Genomic DNA, 1,031 nt, shown 5'->3' with positions numbered 1-1,031 from the left:
TAAAAAAAAAGATGGAATTAGAGGACGAGGAAGATCAGAAAATGAGAGAATGGCTAGAATAATTCACTCATTAAGGGAAAAATATCAATTAAAAGATTTGCTTAAGTATTGTAATTTCCCTAAATCAACATACATGTATTGGCAAAAAAGATTTGATAGAAAAAATAAAGATGAAGCATTTGAAGAGCAAATAAAAGAAATAAGAAAAGATAATCCAAACTATGGATATAGAAGAATACATGCCATGCTAAAAAGACTTGGATTTTTAATAAACAAGAAGAAAGTTCAAAGGCTAATCCAAAAGCTAAAACTTCAAGTAACAAACTTTGCACGTAAATCGAGAAAATATTACTCATACAAAGGAACAGTGGGTAAAGTAGCACCAAATAGGATAAAAAGAAGATTTAGCACTTCTGTAGTACATCAGAAAATTACTACAGATACAAGTGAATTTAAATACTATGAAGCTGATAAATCAGGAAATATGCAAGTTAAAAAGCTTTATCTAAATCCATTCCTAGATATGTTTAATGGGGAAATAATCAGTTATTCAATAACAAGTTCACCAACATTAGATGCAATAATAGCTTCCCTTGAAGAAGCGATAAAAAAGACTTCTGACTGCAAGTTCAAGAGAATCTTTCATTCAGATCAAGGATGGGCATATCAGCTAAAGCAATATACATCAAGATTAAAAAGTAGTAGCATAATACAAAGTATGTCAAGAAAAGGAAATTGTTTAGATAACTCCCCAATGGAGAATTTCTTTGGAATATTAAAACAAGAAATTTACTACGGCAATACATTTAAGTCTTTTAACGAGCTTAAAAACACAATAGAAGAATATATAAAATACTACAATGAGGATAGAATAAAAGCTAAACTTGGATATTTAAGTCCAGTTGAGTATAGAAAATTAAATGCAGCATAGCTGCGATTTCCCCTAGGGGAAATATTTAGGACACAAAAAACCAGAGACAAATATTTCTAAATGTCTCTGGTATAAAGTCCAACTTTTTGGGGTCACCTTA

General features: G+C 30.1%; 1 protein-coding gene. It reads left to right on the top strand.

Annotation, left to right across the window (positions count from 1 at the left end; genetic code table 11):
- On the top strand, positions 1–931 hold a 931-nt coding region (locus ABGF48_RS08425; protein ID WP_408105895.1), incomplete at its 5' end, for an IS3 family transposase.
- Positions 932–1,031: the final 100 nt, after the last annotated feature.

The sequence above is a fragment of the Helcococcus bovis genome (assembly GCF_046035835.1).
Classification (GTDB): Bacteria; Bacillota; Clostridia; order Tissierellales; family Peptoniphilaceae; genus Helcococcus; species Helcococcus bovis.
The sequence above is the reverse complement of the archived record's forward strand: the minus strand, read 5'-3'. Positions and strand labels throughout refer to the sequence as shown.